This is a genomic window from Psychrobacillus sp. NPDC096623, from assembly GCF_044762655.1.
Classification (GTDB): Bacteria; Bacillota; Bacilli; order Bacillales_A; family Planococcaceae; genus Psychrobacillus.
Genome location: NZ_JBIWER010000001.1, coordinates 555,745 through 575,138 on the forward strand (window position 1 = coordinate 555,745; position 19,394 = coordinate 575,138).

At 38.0% G+C, this 19,394-nt stretch carries 20 protein-coding genes; 5 read left to right on the forward strand and 15 right to left on the reverse strand.

Annotated elements, in window-relative coordinates; genetic code table 11:
• Positions 1-19 precede the first annotated feature (19 nt).
• The 3 genes from essB to ACIQX2_RS02710 all read right to left on the reverse strand — a co-directional run bounded on the left by essB (position 20) and on the right by ACIQX2_RS02710 (position 1,975).
• Positions 20-1,351 carry a type VII secretion protein EssB gene (gene essB, locus ACIQX2_RS02700; protein WP_402846694.1) on the reverse strand — a complete coding sequence of 444 codons (1,332 nt, stop codon included), beginning with the start codon at positions 1,349-1,351 and terminating at the stop codon, positions 20-22.
• A 13-nt stretch (positions 1,352-1,364) separates the two neighbouring features.
• Positions 1,365-1,604 carry an ESX secretion system protein YukD gene (yukD, locus tag ACIQX2_RS02705; protein ID WP_402846695.1) on the reverse strand — a complete coding sequence of 80 codons (240 nt, stop codon included), beginning with the start codon at positions 1,602-1,604 and terminating at the stop codon, positions 1,365-1,367.
• 77 nt (positions 1,605-1,681) lie between these two features.
• Positions 1,682-1,975 carry a WXG100 family type VII secretion target gene (locus ACIQX2_RS02710; protein WP_093059429.1) on the reverse strand — a complete coding sequence of 98 codons (294 nt, stop codon included), beginning with the start codon at positions 1,973-1,975 and terminating at the stop codon, positions 1,682-1,684.
• Positions 1,976-2,593: 618 nt separating this feature from the next.
• Between ACIQX2_RS02710 and ACIQX2_RS02715 the strand changes: the two genes are divergently transcribed.
• Genes ACIQX2_RS02715 through ACIQX2_RS02725 form a run of 3 tightly spaced genes read left to right on the forward strand, consistent with a single transcriptional unit; the run spans position 2,594 to position 6,187 of the window.
• Entirely contained in the window at positions 2,594-3,346 is a 753-nt protein-coding gene (locus ACIQX2_RS02715; RefSeq protein ID WP_402846697.1) for a DeoR/GlpR family DNA-binding transcription regulator, read from the forward strand.
• The gene (gene pfkB, locus ACIQX2_RS02720; protein WP_402846698.1) at positions 3,343-4,254 is read left to right on the forward strand and encodes a 1-phosphofructokinase; all 912 of its coding nucleotides are present in this window, start codon (positions 3,343-3,345) and stop codon (positions 4,252-4,254) included. The genes ACIQX2_RS02715 and pfkB overlap by 4 nt, the downstream gene beginning before the upstream one ends.
• Positions 4,255-4,270: 16 nt before the next feature.
• Positions 4,271-6,187: a PTS fructose transporter subunit IIABC gene (locus tag ACIQX2_RS02725; protein ID WP_402846700.1), complete on the forward strand. Its 1,917-nt coding sequence runs from the start codon at positions 4,271-4,273 to the stop codon at positions 6,185-6,187.
• 64 nt (positions 6,188-6,251) lie between these two features.
• Here the strand turns inward: ACIQX2_RS02725 and ACIQX2_RS02730 are convergent, their stop codons facing one another.
• From ACIQX2_RS02730 to ACIQX2_RS02755, 6 genes are all read right to left on the reverse strand, one after another.
• Entirely contained in the window at positions 6,252-7,745 is a 1,494-nt protein-coding gene (locus ACIQX2_RS02730) for a class I adenylate-forming enzyme family protein (protein WP_402846702.1), read from the reverse strand.
• A gap of 300 nt (positions 7,746-8,045) precedes the next feature.
• Positions 8,046-9,797, reverse strand: a complete 1,752-nt coding sequence (locus ACIQX2_RS02735) for a mechanosensitive ion channel (protein WP_402846704.1) — start codon at positions 9,795-9,797, stop codon at positions 8,046-8,048.
• 129 nt (positions 9,798-9,926) lie between these two features.
• Entirely contained in the window at positions 9,927-10,745 is an 819-nt protein-coding gene (locus ACIQX2_RS02740; RefSeq protein WP_402846706.1) for an STAS domain-containing protein, read from the reverse strand.
• A 16-nt stretch (positions 10,746-10,761) separates the two neighbouring features.
• Positions 10,762-11,094 (reverse strand): bacillithiol system redox-active protein YtxJ, encoded by a 333-nt coding sequence (gene ytxJ, locus ACIQX2_RS02745; RefSeq protein ID WP_402846709.1) that lies wholly within the window; start codon positions 11,092-11,094, stop codon positions 10,762-10,764.
• A gap of 212 nt (positions 11,095-11,306) precedes the next feature.
• A complete protein-coding gene (locus tag ACIQX2_RS02750) occupies positions 11,307-11,771 on the reverse strand; it encodes a divergent PAP2 family protein (protein WP_402846712.1) in 465 nt (154 codons plus the stop codon).
• A gap of 79 nt (positions 11,772-11,850) precedes the next feature.
• The gene (locus tag ACIQX2_RS02755; protein ID WP_402846714.1) at positions 11,851-12,516 is read right to left on the reverse strand and encodes a Dph6-related ATP pyrophosphatase; all 666 of its coding nucleotides are present in this window, start codon (positions 12,514-12,516) and stop codon (positions 11,851-11,853) included.
• Positions 12,517-12,626: 110 nt separating this feature from the next.
• Between ACIQX2_RS02755 and ACIQX2_RS02760 the strand changes: the two genes are divergently transcribed.
• Entirely contained in the window at positions 12,627-12,959 is a 333-nt protein-coding gene (locus ACIQX2_RS02760; protein WP_402846717.1) for a DUF5658 family protein, read from the forward strand.
• 9 nt (positions 12,960-12,968) lie between these two features.
• On the opposite strand, the gene ACIQX2_RS02765 is transcribed toward ACIQX2_RS02760, so the two are convergent.
• The 5 genes from ACIQX2_RS02765 to ACIQX2_RS02785 form a co-directional block, all read right to left on the reverse strand.
• Positions 12,969-13,979 carry a M23 family metallopeptidase gene (locus ACIQX2_RS02765; RefSeq protein ID WP_402846719.1) on the reverse strand — a complete coding sequence of 337 codons (1,011 nt, stop codon included), beginning with the start codon at positions 13,977-13,979 and terminating at the stop codon, positions 12,969-12,971.
• 144 nt (positions 13,980-14,123) lie between these two features.
• The gene (locus tag ACIQX2_RS02770; RefSeq protein WP_402846720.1) at positions 14,124-14,825 is read right to left on the reverse strand and encodes a gamma-glutamyl-gamma-aminobutyrate hydrolase family protein; all 702 of its coding nucleotides are present in this window, start codon (positions 14,823-14,825) and stop codon (positions 14,124-14,126) included.
• Between the two features lie 26 nt (positions 14,826-14,851).
• The gene (locus ACIQX2_RS02775; protein WP_402846722.1) at positions 14,852-15,745 is read right to left on the reverse strand and encodes an NAD-dependent epimerase/dehydratase family protein; all 894 of its coding nucleotides are present in this window, start codon (positions 15,743-15,745) and stop codon (positions 14,852-14,854) included.
• Between the two features lie 150 nt (positions 15,746-15,895).
• Entirely contained in the window at positions 15,896-16,033 is a 138-nt protein-coding gene (locus ACIQX2_RS02780) for a hypothetical protein (protein ID WP_402846724.1), read from the reverse strand.
• A gap of 14 nt (positions 16,034-16,047) precedes the next feature.
• Positions 16,048-17,265, reverse strand: a complete 1,218-nt coding sequence (locus ACIQX2_RS02785; RefSeq protein ID WP_402846726.1) for a tetratricopeptide repeat protein — start codon at positions 17,263-17,265, stop codon at positions 16,048-16,050.
• 131 nt (positions 17,266-17,396) lie between these two features.
• Between ACIQX2_RS02785 and ACIQX2_RS02790 the strand changes: the two genes are divergently transcribed.
• Positions 17,397-18,683 (forward strand): S8 family peptidase, encoded by a 1,287-nt coding sequence (locus ACIQX2_RS02790; RefSeq protein WP_402846727.1) that lies wholly within the window; start codon positions 17,397-17,399, stop codon positions 18,681-18,683.
• 81 nt (positions 18,684-18,764) lie between these two features.
• On the opposite strand, the gene ACIQX2_RS02795 is transcribed toward ACIQX2_RS02790, so the two are convergent.
• Entirely contained in the window at positions 18,765-19,244 is a 480-nt protein-coding gene (locus ACIQX2_RS02795) for a metal-dependent hydrolase (RefSeq protein WP_402846729.1), read from the reverse strand.
• Between the last annotated feature and the right edge of the window lie 150 nt (positions 19,245-19,394).

Consider the following 19,394-nt stretch of genomic DNA (forward strand, 5'->3'; position numbering starts at 1 on the left):
TTTTAACTAACTTCATTTTTTACTTTGTTTGTTCTGTTTGTTTTTGTTCGAGTTCTTGTTGTTCCTTTTGTTTCTGTTCTAGTTCTTGTTTTTCTTTTTGTTGTTGTTCTAATTCTTGTTGTTCCTTTTGTTTTTGTTCTAATTCTTGTTTTTCTTGTTGTTCTAGTTCCTGTTGCTCTATCTCTTGTGCTTGCATCTCTTCCATTAACTTTTCATATTCCTCTACTTCTTGATCAATCTCGTTAAGTAATTCTTGCATTTCTTCTCCAGATAAATCTCTATCTGCCTTCACTTCTTCTCTTCTTTTCAACAAGCCATAAGTGATTAATTCGCCATCTTCCATGGCTCTTGCAATGTCTACTGCTTTTTCTGCCTCTCCCCGACCGAGATAAATCCAATACCGTAAATAATCTGCGTCGGTTTGCAAGGTGATATTAGAAAGGACATTTTCTTTTTGTTCTTCATCCAGACGTTCATTAGTTACAGATGAATATGCAAGTTCATAAAGAACGATATAAGGCATTGACTCAACGCTATAAGGACTTAATGTTGTTACTACTTGGCTGTAGTTTTGACCGAGGAAGGATGCTTGGCTATTGATAAAGGCTTCTGTTTTTGGCTTTTCATGTACAAAATAAATGATGGCAAAAACAATGGCAGGAACTAGAAGTACACCTAGCCCGATTGAAAGCCATTTGGTAACGTTCCACTTTTTTCTTGGAATTTTTATATTTTCTAGCTCTTTTACTTCTAACTGCTCCATCTGCTGACTTATGAAGTCCAGTAAAGAGTCACTTTCTTTCATGGACATAATAGTAGAGCCCATTTCCTTCAATTCAAGAATCTCGGAATACTTTAAATACTCCTCAAATGTGAAAGAGCCGTCTATTGCGGCTGCAACTACGGCTTTTGTTTCTAACCAGACACGCTCATCATTCGTTTCGAATGGCGGTAGACTCCCTAACACACCGAAGTAAAGAAATACAGGATCCATCCCTCGGCTATACACAATATTTTCGGGAGACACGATTAAATTCAAACGAGGATATGGATGCGCATAAACCTTTTCCACTAGCTGGTATGCAAACATCCAACGAGATTTTTCATCCTCTTCTTGAATCACTTGAAATCGTTTAAAGGATGCTGGTATGTCCGCTTGAATGATTAGCTCATCGCCGGTAATAACTATGTCTTTTTTTATTTTTGGATTCACTTCTTTTAAGAAAATAATTTCTTCTGTTCGCTTAAAACCCACTCTCTCTTTTTGAAATACAAAAGTAGTTTTAAGGGCTTCTTCATTTATTTCTGCACCGATTCGGTTTTTTAAGTATGTATGTGAACGATAGGCCATCTTTGTAGCTCCTTCAAATAATTTCAATTCGGTCACCTGTCGTTATACCGCAATGGGCTAACGTCAAATGTCCAGGGAATACTTTATCTTTATTCACTACTCGCACCCAATGGCCTTCGCGTGGGCTTTTGGAAATAGAGTTGGCCTGCCAGGCAATATCAATCATTTTTTTCATTGTATAGTAATCAGAAAGTCTTAAATCTATGACTTTTCCATCGTATTTAGAAAGATCTACTGTTATCTCTATATACATTTTTTCACCCCAATTTAGGAAAAAGCGCCTTCCTGTGTGGGAATGACGCTCTACTATTTTGACATGCGAACAATTGATTATCCGCGAATTTGATTGGCAACTTGTTGGTCTGCATCTTGCAACGCTTGACCAGCACGGCTCAATTGAATACCTACTTCACTTAATAATTCACGCATTTCATTGAAATGAGGTTTAAGTCTCTCATATTGCTCAGCAAAAGCAGCACTAGAAGAACCTTCCCACATTGACTGCAATTCACCGATCATGCCATCTAGGCGACCAATTTGAGAAGCAACCTCTCCTGATTCATGGTTGTAGCGAGAAGCCATAGCATCTAACTCAGCTGGTGTTACGCGAATAATTCCTGACATTCCATACATCTCCCTTATCTTGAAATTTTGTGGCATTTATAAAATAACTGTGCAATGCTTTTTAATAGCCCCACAGATACTTCCTACATTGACAAAATGAGTAAATAGAAGTCAAACTAATAACCAGTACCCTTTATCTATTAGTTTATAAACCTACTTTATCTAAAAATTTATAATTTTTTGGAAAGGAATTCTTTAGAAAACATTTCCTTTAATATAATAAATACCATGCCAATTTCCCCCCGTCAAAATCCCTTCAAAAATTAGTCTATTTAACTAGACCTATAATCCTATAGACTTTTGTCACTAAGTTTTCACAACTAGAGTTATGTAATGTTTTTTTGTTTTAAAAAAATATTAATTTTTATCTAAAATCAAAATGTTATTATTTAAAATAAATCAGATTACTATTTACTCATTTTTCTGTAATTTACATCATGAAAATATCTCGATAATAAGATACTCAAAGGGAATGATTTCCTTATATTAATCAGAAGAAAATTATTATAAATGAATGAATTTGATTGTTTATGAGCGAATATGATTGATTATGTTTGCGCTTTCAATTATTATAAATTTAACAGAACTATAGTTCTAACCTAGAAAGTTGGTGATGACTTGCTGACAAATGAGCGGCATGCCTATATTTTAAAGAAACTAGAAAAAAAACAAACGGTAAAAATTCAAGAGCTTGTAGATGAAACAGGTGCTTCCGAATCGACAATTCGAAGAGATTTGACTGAACTTGAAAGCCAACAGAAACTGGAACGGGTTTTTGGCGGTGCTGTCCTACCGGGGCGCAATCTAATAGAACAAAGCGTCACAGATAAATCCACCCAAAATCTAACCGAAAAAATCCAAGTCGCACGAGCTGCCGCAGAACTGGTCAAAACAGGAGACAGCGTCTTTTTGGATGCTGGTACGACAACCTTTCAAATGGTTCCATTTCTAAAAAACAAAGACCTAGTTGTCGTAACTAATGGGCTAACCCTTGTGGATACTCTGCATGAATATGGCATCACTACTTATTTGACAGGAGGATTGTTTAAACCCAAAACGAGTGCTTTTGTCGGTTCTCAAACGATACAGGCGTTGAAAAATTATCATTTTGACATTTGTTTTCTCGGCGTCAATGGGCTACATGAAGAATACGGTTATACGACCCCAGATCCAGAAGAAGCGGCTATTAAATTATTGGCAAGTTCCCTGTCTAGGAAAACCTTTGTGCTCGCTGATCATTCTAAAATCAATCAAGTCAGTTTTGCTAAAATCATGGATTTGGAAAACGCCATACTAATTATCGACAGTATGCCAGCAGAAAAATTGGATGCTTATAGAAAAAAAACATCAGTAAAGGTGGCACACGAATGATTTATACCTGCACAATTACACCATCAATCGATTATACCGTTTACTTGCCTACTTTCGAAAACGGCAAACTAAACCGCTCCGAAGAAGTGTATTATTATCCGGGCGGTAAGGGTATTAATGTTTCGCGAGTATTAAAAAGACTTGGTGTTGAGAGCAAAGCGCTTGGATTTACTGGCGGTTTCACAGGTAGCTATATAGAAGATTTTCTACAAAAAGAAGGGGTAGATACTGATTTCATTGAGACTTCAGAAATAACCCGGATAAATATAAAAATCAAGTCAAACAAAGAAACGGAATTGAACGGGCCGGGTCCACAAATGACAGAGCAACAATTAATGGTTCTTACAAATAAAGTAAAAGTCATGAAAAAAGGTGATTGGTTCGTTCTTGCGGGCAGTATTCCTAATTCCATTCCCGATAGCTATTTTCCCGGACTAGCTGAAATCTGTAGGAAGAACGGAGTGCGTTTTGTACTCGACACCTCTGGACCAGCGCTGAAAAAACTGACCAAAGTGCCATCCTTTATGATCAAGCCGAACCTCGAGGAACTTGGCGATTTATTCGATACAGAAATCACCGATATGAATGAAGCACATTATTATGCCAAACAGCTTTTGGAAAACGGTATCGAACATGTTATCGTGTCGCTGGGCGGAGATGGTGCTTTGCTCGTTACTAAAGAACTTTCTTTAAAAGCAAAAGCGCCAAGTGGTGTTGTAGTCAATACTGTAGGGTCAGGCGATTCGCTCGTTTCCGGTTTTATCGCTTCTTATTCAAAAGAAGAAAATTCTAACAAGGCTTTTCGTTACGGTGTCGCAAGCGGTAGCGCCACTGCCTTCCGTTCCGATTTATGTGATCAACAAGGCGTTGAAGTATTACTGGAACAAGTAGAAATCACCCCAATCTGACGAAGGATGTGACAGGATGAAAATTACACAATTATTAACAGAAGAAACTATCATATTGAATTTAGTGGCCACTACAAAACAACAGGTTCTGGAAGAGCTTACTGGTCAATTGAAACAGGCCGATAAACTAGTCGACCAACAAGCTTTCCTACAGGATATCCTAGCTCGTGAAAATCAGAGCACTACAGGCATCGGTGACGGTATTGCCATCCCCCATGCCAAATCAGTAGCAGTCAAAGCGCCAGCAATAGCATTCGGCAGATCTGAAAATGGTCTCGACTATGAATCATTGGACAGCCAACCCGCTCATCTGTTTTTCATGATTGCTGCCACTGAAGGTGCCAATGATGATCATCTCGAAGCGTTGTCACGACTCGCGACATTTTTAATGGATGATAAATTTCGCTCCCAAATGCTTGCAGCCAGCTCGAAACAGGAAGTTTTGCAGGCGATTACAGATAAAGAAACGGAAGCCGACGTTCCAGAAGAGGCAGTTGAAGAAAAAACGAAACTCGAATTATCTGCTAAAAAGATTTTGGCGGTTACAGCCTGCCCGACAGGAATTGCCCATACCTATATGGCAGCCGAAAAACTCAATGAACGTGCAAAAGAACTTGGCATCACATTGAAAGTGGAAACCAATGGCTCAAGTGGTGTGAAAAATCGACTTACCGATGAGGAAATTGCAGAAGCAGAAGCTATTATCGTCGCAGCCGATACGAAAGTGGATATGGCTCGTTTCGATGGCAAACCGGTAATCCAGACTGCTGTCGGCAAAGCTATTTACGAAACAGACAATTTACTTAATCGTGCGGTTTCAAAAGACGCACCTATTTATAAGCATGATAAATCGAAAGATGAAGCACCATCAGGTGAAGCTAAAGGTGGATTTTACAAACATTTGATGAACGGAGTATCGAATATGCTGCCTTTCGTTGTAGGTGGTGGTATTCTAATCGCTATCTCATTTTTCTGGGGCATAAATGCCTCAAATCCTGACAGTCCCGAATACAACGAATTCGCTGCAATGCTAAATACCATCGGTGGGGGCAATGCCTTCTTCCTTATGGTGCCGGTTCTAGCTGGATTTATCGCGATGAGTATTGCCGAACGTCCAGGATTTGCACCCGGAATGGTCGGTGGTTTAATTGCCATTACTGTGACAGGCGTCGAAGGGGCAAGCGGTGGTTCAGGATTCCTGGGCGGACTGATTGCTGGGTTCCTTGCTGGTTATGTTACGCTACTAGTGAAAAAAGTATTTTCTAGACTTCCAAATTCACTTGAAGGTTTAAATCCGGTATTATTCTACCCTGTTTTTTCAATTGCCATTACAGGAATTTTCATGATGCTAGTAAACCCACAATTGACCAAAGTCTATACCGGCATTTCAAGCTTTCTTGAAAGCCTTGGCGGTACTAACCTGGTACTTGTCGGATTGCTTCTTGGAGGCATGATGGCCATCGATATGGGCGGTCCTATCAATAAAGCAGCCTATACATTTGGCATTGCGATGCTTGATGCACAAAACTTTAATTTCATTGCCACTGTCATGGCAGCGGGCATGGTTCCACCACTCGGCGTAGCGATTTCTACAACGCTATTCAAAAATAAATTCACAAAACCTGAACGGGAAGCCGGCAAGACTGCTTATGTGCTCGGTGCTAGCTTTATCACAGAAGGTGTTATTCCGTTTGCTGCAGCTGATCCGGCCCGTGTTATCCCTGCTTCAGTAGCAGGAGCCGCAGTTACCGGTGCGTTGGTAATGCTGTTTGACATCGGCTTGCGAGCTCCTCACGGTGGAGTCTTTGTTATCGGTCTCGTTGATGGCGGAGCAACAAATATTCTAATGTATGCAATCGCTATTCTTGTAGGATCCTTTATTACTGCTATAACCCTCGGGTTCTTAAAAAAGAAAGTCACAGTTACAGTATGATCAAATACAAAAAAGCTTTCGGATCCATCCTCCGAAAGCTTTTTTGTGTGTTTTATAATTTAATTTAATTCCGAAGTGTAGTTTTCAGTACTTTACCACTTGCATTGCGTGGTAAGCTCTCGATGAATTCTACCTCCACAGGTAGCTTAAATTTCGCTAAACTTTTCGAGCATTTAGTCAAAACATCTTCTTCAGTAAGATATTTTCCTTCTTTTAATACAACATACGCTTTCGGCACTTCACCGTATACCTCGTGGGGAACACCGACTACTGCAGCTTCTAGAACTTCCGATATCTCATAAAGAACCTCTTCTACTTCCACTGGGTATACATTTTCTCCACCACGGATAATCATATCTTTTTTTCTGTCTACAATATATAACAGACCGTCCTCATCCATCCGACCTAAATCACCAGTATATAACCAACCATCTCGAATCGCCTGTTTAGTCGCTTCTTCATTTTTTAAATACCCTTTCATTAATTGAGGACCTTTTACAACAATTTCACCTACCATACCAGTCGGAAGTGGATTGCCGTGTTCATCGACTACTTGCACCTCCGTCCCTGGTACCGGCTCACCAACCGAACCTACCTTTTCAAGGGCAAAATGATCTTTCAAAGTCGTTGCTGCCGGTGAATTTTCTGTTTGACCATATATATTCTGGACTTTCACGTCTGAGTATAATGCTTTTATTTTACGAATTAACTCGAATGGCATAGGTGCCGCACCGTACGTAAATAATCTTAGATTTGATAACTGGAGCGATTCCATTTTAGGATTATTCAATAAAATACTATACATTGCTGGTACGCCAAAGAAGACAGTTATTTTCTCCTGTTCCAAAGTGTCCATCGTTTGTTCCGGAGAGAATCCTTCTTCAATAACGACTGTTCCACCAGCATAAATAACAGGAATACTAAAGACATGACTAGCTGCACAATGAAAAAGTGGCGCTACAATTTGCATGCGATCCGCTGAATTTAGTTCGAGTGCCTCAACGTAAAGCTTCGCTGTTGCTTGAACATTTGCAGCCGATAGCATCACCCCTTTAGGTTTCCCTGTTGTTCCCGATGTATAAAAAATAACCGTCGTCGTATTTTCATCAACCTTCACTTCATTAAATAACAAATTTTCATCATTTAATACGGCAAACAACGTATTTTCTTCCCCTAAAGAAAGTAAATCTTCGAAGCTATTCATTGTTTTTGGTAGGTCGTCTAAGATATTTGTTAAACGAGTATCATATATTAAAGCCTTTGCCTCTGAATGATTAAATATATAATCGACTTCTGGAGCTGTTAGTTTTGTATTAATCGGTAGAATTGTAAATCCACCTAGCTGACAGGCATAATAACAAGTCAAAAAGTAATCCGAGTTTATCAAATATACGGCTATAATATCTTCCTGCTCGTACCCCTTCGATTGAAAATAAGCGGCAAGACGCTTCGCCTGCTTGTATAATTCTGCATAGCTAGTCTCCCTACCTTTAAAGGAAGTGATGATTTTCGATGGTTGTTCCTTCGCTAAATAAGCCAATCTCTCTGCTACTAACATTGTATTCCCCCTCCGCCTTATTAATATTCAGAAGTTATTGAATATTGAATCTTCTATACTATTATACATAAATAGGAGAGAAATCATAACTAATGTATATGATAGAATACGCATAAAAAAGTAAGAATCGATCGATGAATGCATATAATCGATCGACCACATCGTAAAATCGATCGATCACCTTTCATAATCGATCGAACTCACTGATTAATCGATCCATGAGCACAAATAATCGATCAATCAAATATTATTCCCCATCAAAAAAGCTTCAGCGAGGTTATTTCTCGCTGAAGCCATTTTTTATTGTTCGTCTTTTCTATCGTCCACCGGGGGTAGATCTACAAATGGATGAAGATCATCTGTCGATGGAATATTATAGCCCGTGCTAGGTGAATCTTCCTCATGAGCAGGATTTACTACGTCTACATTTGCTTCCTGTAAAGGACTCACCTCATCTATATGAGGGCTTGTACCTTTTAAACTTTGTTCTGCTTTCTTAGGATCTTGAAAATTTTCTTTAAATGATTCTTTCATGGACTCTTTTTGCTGTTGATATTTTTCTTTTGAAACTTCTGCATCATTTAAGCTACTTTCCATTTTCGTTAAATATTTTGCAGCATGCTCGCGACCACCAAGTCCAAATGCTAGACCGAACGCTAACGCTACTCCGCCTAATATAAGGATGAATGCTGCATTAATAATTGAAGCAGCTATACCTAGTTGGTCTAATGCCATGAAAAATGCAAATGCTAATATTGCATATTTTGCTACATAACGAAGGAAATGGGGTGTCCCTGATGAATGAGTCATCACGTTTCCAACGAGTCTTTCTACTAAATTAGCTAACCAAAATCCTACTGCTAGAATGATAATTGCTGCAATTACAGAAGGTAAATAAGCAAATATTCCTGTCGCAAGCGTTACCATGAATTCTAGCTCAAGTAATTGAAGTGCTTCAACAACGAATAGCAAGATAATAACAACTTGTACAATTGTCCCTATTAAAGTAGCGAACGATGGTGCTGCTCCACCTGTAGATTTGAAGCCCATTTTACCGAAAATAGAGTTCACACCTAATTTTTCTAAAAGGGATACAACAACATCCTTCACCCACTTAGCAGCTACAATACCAACAAGTATCAATACAATTGCTACAAAAATCTTCGGAAGCATTGTCATGACATCATTTAACATTGCAATAGCTGGTCCTGAAATTCCCTCTAAATCTAAAATCTCAAGAGCTGTAATAGAAACTGGAATCATGATTAGTATAAAAGCGATGATTCCTGCTACTTTAGATAAGCTAGTTCCCTCTATAAATGAAGACAGCTTCCATTTATTCGCTAAACGGTCAACTCCTGCAGACTGCAATAACTTTTCTACTAAGTTACTAACTAGTTTTGCAACAAACCACCCAATTGCAAACACAAGTGCTGCAGATATTAATTTAGGTATGAAGTTAAAGAAGCTTGCTAACATTCCTTCGAACGGTCCACTTAAGCCATCAATTCCTAAAGCGCTTAATACTGCTGGAATGAACAACAGGAATATTAAATAGTAGGCAACTTTTGCTGCCGTATCCGTCCACTTTGCTTGATTTTCAGGCTTCGAATCAAAACCTGCCTTCTCCGAGTATTTATTCAAATTGAGCTTCGATCCGGCAATTTGAATTCCTTTTTTCACAACCGTAGCTAAAACCCAAGCAAATAATAATATCAAAGCTGCTTTCAATATGTTCAAGAATGCTCCAGTCAATCCTGAATACATTGATACAAATGGTGTTGCCATCGTATTTAAGTTCAAAATATTAAAGAATAAAACAAGTGCTAGAATCAATACAATAACAAATACAACCTTGCTAATAATCTTCTCTACGGTCCACCTAGACTTCGTGTTTCCTAATCGTTCATTCACCCGCAACTTTCTTAATAATTTGTGGGTAGCATTTTCCAATACTTTCGCCACAATAAATCCAATAACAAGTACAAGAATTGCGATAAGTAACTCGGGTAAATAAGATAACGTATCATTCCAGTAATAACGATCTGGCATTCCCTCTCCTCCTTCTATTCAACCTTATTGATATTGTTTACATAGATTAGTTACCCTCTCGCTAGTAAAATTAAACAGAAATAGAAAAAAATCCAATCCGCCAAATGAAGGGATTGGATCAAAAATATATTATAATTTCAAACTATCAATAGCCTGCTTTACACTTCCATATGTATTAAATGAAGTAAAGTCAATTCCTGCTTTCACTACAGTCATCGATAAATTAGGTCGAATTCCTGAGAACAATACATGAATTCCTAATAATCCGAGGACATTGTGAATAGTAAAGATATGCTGAGCTATTTCTGTATCTATTGCTAAAATCCCACTGAAGTCTATGATTAAATGGTCTACTTTTAAACTTGGGATTGTAGGAACAACATAATTCAATAAATGCTGCACACGGGTATAATCTATCGCGCCAATTAACGGTAAAACGGCTACACCGTCTTGAATAGGGACTATGGGTGCAGACAACTCATTAATCTCTTTTTGATGATCCTTCATCAATTTATCACGATAACTTTCATACGCTTGAATCGTTTCTATCATACTGACATCCATCAAATAACAGAATCGATTATTTACATACACCACATCTTCTGTTGATAATCCATGATCCATCGCTATTTTAGAAATCTTTTGCAAAAATAACAATCTATTCATGGCATACGGTTTCATAACAGAGGAAAATTGATCAAACACCTTCGCCTCTTCCTCACCGTTCTGTTTGCTCCACTCTTTTAGTACTTCCTCTGCTGAATCAGTGGATTCTTGAAGGGATTCAGACAGTAATATCAAAAACTGTATGTTTTTTTGAATAGCTCGTTCTAATTCCTCAGGTGTAATTTTAATTGTTACATTCTTTAATGCTACATCCAAGATTTCATTTATAATCGTTTCTGCATTATCCACTAAATAATTACTTACTTTTAGTATAGGTTCCATTCCTTTTCTCCAATCACTATAAACTTGACGTTACATCTTCCAACTCTTTTTTCGTAATTTTCCAGTGGGATGCATTCCAGACAGCTTTTCCATTTGCAATTACAAATGCTTGAGGTGATTCATGTTGGATTCCCAGGTCGCTAGCTATTTCATTGGAAACAGGTCTATGCTCAATTACCTTTACCAAGTAACGATCCAGTGGACTTTCAAACGAATTAAACTCTCCATAAGCATGTGCACTTACAGGACAGGTTGTACTATGCTTAAATATTACTACCGGTTTATCACTTGACTGCTCCAAAACTTTTTTCCACTCATCAACGGATGTAATTTCTGGATATTTCTCCATTTGATCATATCACCTTTCTTATTTATATATGATACCACCCTTTACCCTATCTTAAGCAACATTAATCAATTTTAGAATGAAATAATAATGGAATATTTAGTTTTCTTGTGCTTATCTTTCATTTAAGATTTAAATTTGCTGAACGGATAAGTATATTCTAAAGTAAAAATCCTCCGTTGCCCAATAGAGGACCACCGAGGATTTTCGTTTGCTCAATCTTCCAACTTTGCACATAATACCCCAAAAGCTGTCCCTAATAACGCACCAGCCATAACTTCTACCGGCTGATGACCAAGTAGCTCTTTTAATTCGATTTCTCGTTGAACGTATTCAAAACTTGGGAAATTTCCTGAAAGGGCCGCAATGTTATCTTCCAAATCATTTACTAATTGTGCAATCTCACCTGTATGTCTGCGAATACCTTGTGCATCATACATAACAATTACTCCGAATACAACCGCTAGCGCCGTTTCTGTATGACGGGTCCCCTTGTTTGTAGCAACGTATGACGCCAATGCTGCAACGCCTGCTGAGTGAGAACTTGGCATTCCACCAGTCGTAAATGCCTGCTTTACATCCCATTTACCCGTTAGCTTTTTATGCGTTAATACCTTCAAGCCCTGAGCTAGACCGATTGCTGAAAGGGCAGTTATAATTCCTCTATTCATTTTCGTCATTTCGATTCTCCACCATTTCAAAAAATTATGTATCTTCTTTTTACATTACCCTTTTTCTTATTTAATAATCAAAAAGAAATTAACTTTTTTTATCGATTTTTACCGGTGAGAACACATAGTCGCCTCTTACAATGGCCTGCTCTATTTTTATAGGTACCCGACTTGTAAAGATTGGCCCGTCCACAACAACCGTATGAAATTCTCCATTTTCACCACAAGCATCAATTCCTAAAGCCTCTAATTCAAGGATTATCTCTTTCGAAAACTTTCTTCCAACAAATTCTGCAGGCATCATTGTCGTATTTACAACTATAATCCAAGCTTCAAATCCAGAGTTTATCAAGTCCTGTATAATTTTGCGACGGGGCTCCTGCCAAAATGGGTGCACGGCAACAATATCCGATTTTGCACATGTATTTTGTACCCACTCTAAATGCCCCTCTAGATCAATGTCTCCAAATACACCATGAGTAATTCCTTGAGCTCGGCATTCATCCATAGCATTTATAAACTGCCCCTCATAAGAATTCCAACTAGCTTCTTTTATTAATAAAGGTACTCCTAAGCGTTCAGCCTGCGCTGCCACGACTTCTAGAGGAAGAGCATGAGATTTAGAAATGTCTCCATCCTCTTCAAACATTGTCAGCAGCTTTTTCGGATTCATCCCCATTTTTATAGCCCGGTAATAAGCCATTGCAGAATCCTTCCCACCACTCCAAGAACATATAAACGGAATATTTTTCAATTTGGCACACCCTTTCCCTACTAACTACATTGTAATCTATTTTGAAAAATCAAGAATATAATTCTTCCCTTTGATCACATACTAAAACATAAATGAAAGGAGTACGCTGTTTGCAAATTTCTTCTACACTAGCTCGTTATAAGCTAATTAGTTTTGGAATCATCCTATTAGTACTCGCTACTTTTGATGCTCTATTTACCGATTTCGGTATTAAAAATCAATTTATAACAGAATCTAATCCAATTATGCGAAGAATATATGAAATGAGTGTTTCTGGTTTTTATTTAATAAAAATTGCTCTTCCCGTTTTATTAATCGTTATTATAACTAAATTAGAAATGAACCGATTCATTTTGTTTTTATTAAGCTCAGCAGTTTTGCTATATGTAAGTGTGGTGATGCTTCATTTTTATTGGCTAACTGTTACATTTATAAGTAAGTAAATCCAGCAACTAACTTGCTGCTGGATTCTTTTTTGCTTGTTTTTCCTGCTTCTCCCAACGCTTCAATAAAGGAAACGGATCGTAAGCCCACTCTATGCGTCCGTTAAATTTATACATTCCGTAGTGCAGATGTGGCGGGAATTTCCCGGAGGTTCCCTCGCGACCATAACCGGAACTACCGACGTAGCCGATAACAGTACCCGGTTCTAAAATATCCCCTTCTTTTAACTCCTTCGTATAACCCGATAAGTGGGCGTAATAATGATACGTATTATTCACATCGCGAATCCCTACACGCCAACCACCATAGTCGTTCCAGCCCTTTGTTTCGACAATTCCATAAGTTGTAGACTTCACTGGGACACCATAAGAAGCAAATAAATCGGTACCTTCATGCATTCGTCGTCCACCCCAGCCACGGCTGTCTCCCCAAGTACTTCGGTAACTGTAATTATGCTGAAGAGCCAGTGGAAATGCACGTCCATCAAGGTCAACCGTATTAAAATGCTTATAAATTTTAGCGTTCGTCATGATCTGCTTAACTGCTTCATCTCTTTTGTAATATTCCTTCAGCGTCTTTTCAAAATCCCCTTCTGTTACGATGCGTTCAGTCAAGTAATTAGTTAACGTAAACATTACGTCATCATCCTGTTTAAGGTCAGCGAAGCCGTCATTATTCCCATCAAGTCCTCTACCATCAAAGAAAATGATTGATGTGCTATCCCGATCATCTCTTATCGGATTCAATAAACCAACCCAAATGTCATCAGAAAATTGAAAAGCCACAACTCCATCTCGTTTCGGGAGATCACTTCGAACCTCTTGCAGATTACGTTCATATTGGTCAATTGCCGCCAAGTAATACCACGGTAGCATCTCGCTCGAATACTTTATATAGTAATCCATGCGCATTTCCAAAATCTGTTCTCGTGTCGGTTCTTTCTCCGCTGCCGAAACACTAGTAGAGATCAAAAAAGAAAGCAAACAAATTGAAAATCCTCGTCTCAGCCAGATTATCAAAGCCCAATTCCTCCTTTTTCATGATTCATTTAGCTTTCCCCAGAAAAAACATTTCATGAATCACATTTTTTTGTTAAAAAGGACAATAATAAAAAACGACTGCCATGACAGTCGTTTAAGAGAAATGCGCCAGCTAGACAAATATTATTTCTTACAAGCATTCATAAAAGCTTCAAATATCGCAAGGGAACTCGCATCACCTTTAGGTAATAAGCTTTCCGGATGCCACTGAACGCCCATTACAAATGGATGCTTTGTACTTTCAAACGATTCAATAACGCCATCACTTGCAACCCCACTAACGATAAAGCCATCTGGCATATTTCGCAGCGCCTGATGATGGTAGCTATTCACTTTAAATTTATCCACACCGACAATTTTGTGTAGCAAAGACCCTGCTGTTACTTCAACAAAATGAGAGCCATGCCAATTGGGAGCTTGCTGGTCATGCTGTAATAATGACCCTCCTTTTTGCGAATATATATCCTGATACATATCCCCGCCCACCGCAATACTCATAATCTGGGCACCGCGGCAAATTCCTAAAATCGGCTTACCTAGCTCCAACATCTTTTGAATAAGTGCCATTTCAAACTCATCCCGTTCGGGCACAATATTCCCTAGTCCTGGCAATGGCTCTTCATCAAACAAAGTTGGATCAATATCTCCGCCGCCAGTTAATAATAGCCCATCGATTGTTTCTGCAATCTGTTCTATTTCCTCTCCAACTAGATTTGGCAGCACAAGCGGAATACCTCCGAACTGCTTGATTGCTCGTATATTACTCATCGGAACGGACAGCAAATCCTCTTTCACATTTGACGAAACCCCAATAATAGCTTTCAACCTAAAACCCTCCCCCAAGTAAAACTTTAATTCTCATTCATTTTAGTTAGCGATTCACCTATCAACCCAGGCAAATACTCCTTTAAATTTCTAAACTCATACCCTTGCTGTTTAGCATTTTCATTGCTAATCAACCAAGTTTCTGAAATATTATACGGAGATCCGCTTTCTTTCTCGGTCGTTGCAACTACCTTCGCCGGTTTTCCAGTTTTTTCTTCTATATATTCAATCAGTTCTCCCATTGTTACGTTACCATCTGATTTCGCATTAATTGGACCCTCAAAATCAGATTGTCCAACCCATGCCAAGAAATCCCCAGCCTCTTCTTCGGATATATAATCCATCGCAGCCTCTAGGTTGACCAAATGTACTTCCTCTTCATTTCTAACTTTTTGAATATAATAATTGAGTCTCTCCGTATAATCATTTATGCCAATGACGATTGGAAATCTTACAGCAACTACTGGAAAAGATGCACGCTGAAAGAATGCCGCTTCTGCCTGTCTTTTTCCTTCGCCGTAAGTAAAATCTTCTTTTGGTCCTATTTTTAATTCGTATTCAAATGGATTAAAATCCTCTTCAGCAAATCCTTTATCTCCCCCACCTTGTTCATAAACTGATTTGGATGATGTAAACACATATTTTTTAGTTTTTCCAGTAAAAACGTCTATAGAATCGATTGCTTCCTGAGAGGAATAACAAATTTGATCGAATACGATATCCCAATTGGTTGCTCCAAAATTCTTTTGCATTTCACCAACATTAAGACGGTCTACCTTGACACGATTCACTTTATCTCCAAACGGATCCTCTACATTTCCGCGTGATGCAACAGTTACATTAAACCCCTGTTTTAATAATGACTCAACTAGTTGGACACCAAAAAATCTTGTTCCACCTAAAACTAATGCATTTCTCATATTTAAAGCCCCCTTATTTGTGGTTCTCTCTACTATCCCATTTCACTAGACTGATAGTCAATATGAGAAAATTCACTTTTCTCTAAAAACAAAAAAAATACCGGTACTGAGTTCAACTAACTCAGTACCGGTAAAAAGGTAACCCTATATTTAAATAATAGGAGGATGAATAGGTAGTGATAAACTATCTGATGATTTACTAGTTGCTGCAGATTGTACATTGTCTACGTTAAGATTGATAGAAATAGAAACTACAATAAGTGCCAAAATCAATAGAGTCTTCTTCATGCATATTCACCTCCTTAAATCTGAAATTGAACTGCTTTATCAAATTTGCCTTCTTCCTTGTAATAATCAGAAAGTATATTAGAAAAAAGTTTATGTGCATCTGCACAACGTCCGTTGCTAGACGTATACGGCAATAATTTCCCTTCTAAATAGGCCATCGCTTTTTCCTTAGTTTTATCTATAAGCAATAAATAAAAAGTAGCATACATACCGTAATGGTGTGCTTTCATTTTAGTAGCTTCCTCTTTCAATAACTCAAAATTCCCTCTGCTCGTATCCCAATTTTTTAATTGGTATTCTGTTTGTCCAAGGTTGAACACACATAGTAGAAAATCCTCTGAGTCCCTCGGCATTTTTGTCAGGCTTTTTTTAAAGTACGCCCGCGCGATAGAGTAATTGCCCATTATATAATGTAAATCCCCAATATTATGATAAACCTGAGGAAGTAAAGAGCTATAGTTAAAAATTTCAGCATTTCTTAACAAATGTCCATAAGTTTCAAGTGCTTTATCATACACTTTTACCCGTGAATAATTCATAGAAAGCGATAAAAGCGTGTATAAAATTCTTCTAAAATTAATTTGCTCCTTGAAGTATTCTAAAGCTTTTTCTCCATAGACAATGGCTTGATTGGGTTCTGCCATATGACCTTTTACAACCGCGATATGATAAAGAACCTCCCCTTCAAAAATACCCAAACTAATATTTTTTTGAATGATCTCCATTAAGTTCTTATCCGCTTCATAATATTTACCTCTTAATACTAAAAATATCGAATGGAAGTAAGAAAGTAAATAGTTCTCATGTTGGGAAAAATTTTGTTTCTGTGTCTGTAACCACTTGAATTGTTCCTCCGCTGGCTTTATCTCATTTAAAGACAAAAAGTATCTCAGCTTATATAGCTCATATAAGTACATATAGTCAGTAAACACAATAAATTCCTTATAATTTTCTAATTGTTCATAAGCAGGTGGCAACTTTTCCAATTCATAATATTGCAAATGAGATACAAATTCATCGAGTAAATGTCGAATATTACGTTCGCCATTTTCTACTTCACTAATATTTACCTCCAAACGCTCTAGCAACAATTGGATAGTTTCAGAGTTTCCTTCTCGTGTATTATTCTCAATTTTACTTAGATGGGTAATCGAACAAATACCCTCGCATAGCTTTCCTTGGGTCATTTTTTGCTTCGTTCGATGATATTTGATCAAAGGACCTATTTTCATGCAATCACATTCCTTCTGAGTGTTTTCTATTGATTTTATAATAGTTGAAATTTTCCCAATAAACAAAACTATTAAACTATGCTAATTTTAAGTTGTACTGCAAATACAAATCGAAAAGGAGTTTTGGAGAAATGAACAAAGTAAAATCGTTATTATTAAGTGTAGCATTAATCGGTTCACTAACTGTACCAATGCAAGGCAGCTCATTCGCAGGCGCAACCTCTTCCGATTCAGTGGATGCTGTAAATGGAACGGAGACATTTCGCGTTTATGTAGAGAGTAATTCTAAATCTACAAAAAATAACTTAAAAAATCAATACCAAACACGATGGGAATTAACGGAGAACGGATTTTCTACTAATATGAATCAAAAACAGTTTGATGCACTCCAAAAAAATAAAAACGTTACGGTAACAAAGGTTGACAAAGTTTCACTTGAAGCAGATGTACGTTCCACAGAATTTGAAACGATGGCAGGAGAATACCCAACACATCAAACGCCTTGGGGCATAAAAGCTATCTATAATAACTCAAACCTAACTACTACTTCTGGAGGATCAGGTATTAATATAGCTGTACTGGATACAGGGGTTAATATCAATCATTATGACTTAACTAATACCGTAGAACAATGTAAAAACTTTACCTCTGCTTCTACTCCAATTGTAGACAATAGTTGTAATGATGCAAACGGACACGGTACACACGTAGCTGGATCTGCTCTTGCAGACGGCGGAAGTGATGGAGCTGGGGTTTATGGAGTAGCACCAGATGCGGATCTATGGGCTTATAAGGTTCTAGGAGATAATGGCTCTGGTTATTCAGATGATATCGCTGGAGCAATTAGACATGTAGCTGACCAGGCAGTAGCTACTGGAACAAAAACGGTTATTAATATGTCACTTGGCTCTGCTGCTAGTGATAGTTTAATAACAAGCGCAGTAAATTACGCATATGGCAAAGGCGTATTAATTGTCGCTGCTGCAGGTAATTCAGGTCCTGCACAAGGATCTATCGGATACCCTGGTGCATTAGTAAATGCAATAGCAGTAGCAGCACTAGAAAACCGTCAGCAAAACGGGACATATCGTGTTGCGGACTTTTCATCTCGCGGCTATAGCTCTACAGACGGAGATTATGTAATCCAACAAGGTGATGTTGAAATTTCCGCTCCTGGAGCTGCAATCTATTCTACTTGGAATAATGGTGGATACAACACAATTAGCGGGACGTCTATGGCAACTCCGCATGTAGCTGGACTTGCAGCAAAAATTTGGTCTCAAAATCCTACTTGGTCCCATACACAACTTCGTACAAATTTACAAAGTCGTGCAAAAGCAGTGGATATAAAAGGTGGCATTGGCGCAACAACAGGTGACGACTATGCTTCTGGATTTGGGTTCGCAAGAGTGCAATAACTAAATATATAAATTAGGCTTCCTCCACTGTTTTCCCCCAAAACAGATGGAGAAAGCCTTTTTTTCATTGAAAATATATTTCTATAGATATTTCCCAAAGACACCATAACCAAAATACACAGTAAGAACCGATAATGCCGCAAATACTAAATACTCAGCTGTTCCACCAGTTCGTGTAGTGATTGGAAAACGGACAGTTATTTTTATTGGAAACAATAGCTTGATGCCATTTTTAGTTGCCATATCCAATAGTAGATGACTGACAATACCTACTAAAATTCCGATAACTATTGATTTATTGTCTACAAAAGACGTTAAAAGAATGGCTATCAATCCTAAGAATAGCAAACTGTGGGTGAACGATCGATGTCCAAAAAGGGTGTTAATCACTTTCGATAATATTTTAAATGTACGCCCAATTTTACTGCCTCCATGGCATATATCAGGTATAAGTGCGCCAACTACTCCAGCACCTACTAATAGAATTGGTTCATAGTTGGTAACCTGAGCAACAGCAAGACTTGCTGCAAGACCGCCGATGATGTGAGTGTTTCCTGTCATGCTATTAATCTCCTTCGAGTTGTGATGAATTTTAAGTATACTAAGAAGAGTGTAGTTTAACTATCCTACTCACCGCTTATTTTCTACCATAAAAAAACGCATTTCAATCTACTGAGTAGATGAGATACGTTTGAGTATTAATCCCAGTCT